Source organism: Nocardioides sp. AN3, assembly GCF_054653495.1.
The window spans coordinates 1-3,182 of the sequence record NZ_BAAIGC010000067.1; the positions used below are offsets into that span (position 1 = coordinate 1).

4 protein-coding genes are annotated in these 3,182 nt (G+C 62.6%); all 4 read right to left on the reverse strand.

What is annotated here, in order from left to right; genetic code table 11:
- On the reverse strand, positions 1 to 244 hold a 244-nt coding region (locus ACYQ1K_RS27715; RefSeq protein WP_459986855.1), incomplete at its 3' end, for a CoA-transferase.
- A 91-nt stretch (positions 245 to 335) separates the two neighbouring features.
- On the reverse strand, positions 336 to 1,637 hold the full coding sequence (locus ACYQ1K_RS27720) for a uracil-xanthine permease family protein (RefSeq protein WP_459986856.1): 1,302 nt from the start codon (positions 1,635 to 1,637) through the stop codon (positions 336 to 338).
- A gap of 161 nt (positions 1,638 to 1,798) precedes the next feature.
- Entirely contained in the window at positions 1,799 to 2,488 is a 690-nt protein-coding gene (locus ACYQ1K_RS27725) for a cysteine hydrolase family protein (RefSeq protein WP_459986857.1), read from the reverse strand.
- On the reverse strand, positions 2,485 to 3,182 hold a 698-nt coding region (locus ACYQ1K_RS27730; RefSeq protein WP_459986858.1), incomplete at its 5' end, for an LLM class flavin-dependent oxidoreductase. The genes ACYQ1K_RS27730 and ACYQ1K_RS27725, both read right to left, overlap by 4 nt.

The following is a 3,182-nucleotide window of genomic DNA, read 5'->3' on the forward strand; positions in this document are numbered from 1 at the left end:
GGTTTTCGCCCACGTACGAAGCGACCATCCGCCGCAGCCGGCCGGCGCCGAGCAGCATTCCCAGGCCCCACTCGTCGATGCCCGCGTTGTTGGATACGGCCTCAAGGTCGGAGGTGCCCGCATCCAGCAGCGCCGTGATGAGGACTGAGGGTATTCCGCAGAGCCCGAACCCGCCGACCGAGATGGTCGCGCCGTCCGGGATGTCGGCGACCGCATCGCTCGCCGATGGAATCACCTTGTTCACTCATGCCTCGCAAGTAGGTTGGGATGGATTGTTCGATGACGATGGCGCGTCATGCCGAGGGGCCCAGAGCACGTCAGTCCGTGGGCGGGATCTATTTCGCTGAGGCCGGGGCGTCGCCAGAATCGAGCGCGACTCGTTGCCCGGCGTTTACTAGGTGGTACATCACGACGACGAGGATTGTCCCGAGCGAAATACCACCGAGAACGAAATCGCCGTGCACTGGGAGAGTGACGTCGCCGATGCCTGCGATGAGCCCGGCCGCGAGCGGAACGATGGTTCCGGGGGCAGCGAGGTCCACGTCGTTGTCGTGCCAGATCTTCGCCCCGATCAGGCCCACCATTCCGTAGAGGATGAGGCTGATCCCACCAACGACTCCCCCTGGGACCGCGTAGACCAAGACACCGAACTTTGGACAGAGACCAAGCAAGATCGCGAAGATTCCGGCGATGTAGTAGGCCGCCGTGGAATACACCCGCGTGGCAGCCATCACGCCAATGTTGTCGGCATATGTGGTTGCCGGGGACGATCCGAAAAGACCAGCAAGAGCTGTTACTGCGCCGTCGGCGCCGATCGCGCGCCCGACGTACGGGTCGAGGTCCTGGTTGGTCATCTCGGCGACTGCCTTGACGTGACCTGTGTTTTCCGCGATCAGAGCGATGACTCCGGGAATGAGCAGCAGGATGAACGCGAGCTCGAACGTCGGACCGTGGACGACTGCCACTCCATCAGCCAGGGTGCCGTTGGGGAACCCGATCCACGCGGCGTCGCTCAGTCCGCTGAGATTGACGCGATCGTGGGACTGCACTGTTCCGGTGGCGGGATCGAGAGAGGTGATCGGCCCAGCTGAAAGGTCGGCCACCCACGACAACGCGAACCCGAACACCAGGCCGAGGAACACCGCGATACGCGCCCAGAAGCCCTTGAATCGGACTGCGGCAATCGCCACGAAGAACGCTGTGGCGAGTCCGACCCAGTGGTCCTGAACGAAGTAGGCATCTGCAACCAACGGCGCGAGGTTGAAGCCGATGAGCATGACAACCGCGCCTGTCACCGCCGGCGGAAGCAGGCGGCGCAGCAGATCCGTGCCGCTGAAGTGGATGAATACTCCAACGGCAGTAAGAACGAGACCAGCAACCAGAATCGCGCCGGTGACGTCGGCCGAGTCACCACCCTGGCTTCGGATGGCAGCGACGCCAGCCACGAACGAGGCGCTGGTGCCTAGATAACTCGGCACTCGGTTGCTGGTCACCAGGAGAAACAGGATCGTGCAGATCCCGGAGAACATGATGGCCAGGTTTGCGTCCAACCCCATGAAGACGGGAAGTACGAACGTTCCGGCAAACATGGCGATGACGTGCTGGACGCCGACGCCGACCGTTCTGAGCCAGCTCATACGCTCCATCGGGCCAACGGCCTGTCCCGGCGGCGGGGCCTTGCCTCCGTGAACAACTTCCCAATTCCACATTCCGTACGGCCTTCCTTGGTGAACTCCCGAGAAATGCGGTCAATCGAGGTGGTCGCTCGATGGGGGCGACTTCTGAAGTCGGCGGCAGCTCAGCCCGCCTGGCTACGGATGAAGCCCTGTTCGTAGTCGACCGTGAGGGTCTCGCCCGCGATGAGGCGGAGCACGTCGTCAGTGGGAAGGACCTTGCCGAAGAATCGATCGATCATCCACAAGCTGGCCTCGTGCGGCTCGATGGTGAGGGTTCCCACGGCTTCTCGGGGGACGATGATGTCGTAGTCACGCTGGTAGCCGTCACGGACGGTTGTTTCGACGCAATGCGCGGTCGCGACTCCGGTGACGATGAGAGTTCGGACTCCCTTCATGCGTAGAAGCGTGTCGAGGCGGGTGTCGAAGAAGCCGCTGAAACGGTGCTTGACAACGATCTCGGCGGGTTCGGTGACGAGATCGCCCACGTCGTCGATGAAGTCCGAGTCCCAGGTGCCTTTGAGGCCTGTAGGTCCAGCTGCCCACCGCATCGTGTGAGGCGTGATCTGGTGGCGCTGCTTGGTGACGTCGTCCGCGTAGTGCTCCTGTTTGGTCCAAACGTCGAGCACGCCGCGGCCACGCCCTGCTTCCACGAGTCGTCGGATGTGCGGGACCGTGGCGGCCATCATGGAAATGTCCCCGCCAGCCTGCGCCATGGTGCCCTTGGGGCTGCAGAAGCCGTTCTGGATGTCGATCGCGATGATCGCGGTCTCTGCGGGGTCGAGAGACATCTCTCGGATTGACGTGGAACTCATGAGCGGCCCTTCCTGGACTGGTTGTTGGTACTGGTTGTGAAAGGGACCCCGCGGGATTCCATGATGGGCCTGACGTCTTGGTCGAAACGGCGCAGACCTTCGAGGTAGTCAGGAAAGGTCAGCAAGAGGCCATCGAGGTCGCCACCGGAGACCAGATCGGTCAGGATGTTGGCGACTGTTGAGGCCGAGCCAGCCACCGGCAAGAACCCGAAGAAGACGTCGCGGCGTGCGTTTTCGAGCACGGTCTGCGAGGAGGCACCGTCGACGTCCTTGCTGTAGATCCTGAAGATGTTCGACCACGCGTCGACGTCGACGCCGTCGCGGAAGTTGGTGAGGACCGCGTTGGCTTCCTCGTCCGTGTCCTCGATGATGAGGACCAGGACGGTGTCGGTCTTGATGGTGGTGCCAACCCCCTTGGCCACCTCCTTGGCGCGCCGTCCTGTGGACTTCAGCGACTCAAAGTCGGTCCCAGTGATGAAGCACCGTTCGCCGTGGCGAGCAGTGAAGTCCATGCCCCGCTCAGACATTCCTGCGCACACGATGGCGGGGTGTGGCTCCCTGATCGGCGTTGGTAGCGACTTGCAGTCCTCAAGGCTGAAGTACTCGCCTTCAAAGGTCACGGGTTCACCCGTCCAGAGCGCCTTGACCGCCTTGGTCCACTCTTCGGCGACGTCGTACCTCGTGGATGCATATC

What these genes read in the sequence shown, in the direction of transcription:
- ACYQ1K_RS27720 (WP_459986856.1), bottom strand. Translation starts at nt 1,637, where the DNA reads ATGAGCTGGCTCAGAACGGTCGGCGTCGGCGTCCAGCACGTCATCGCC.
- ACYQ1K_RS27725 (WP_459986857.1), bottom strand. Translation starts at nt 2,488, where the DNA reads ATGAGTTCCACGTCAATCCGAGAGATGTCTCTCGACCCCGCAGAGACC.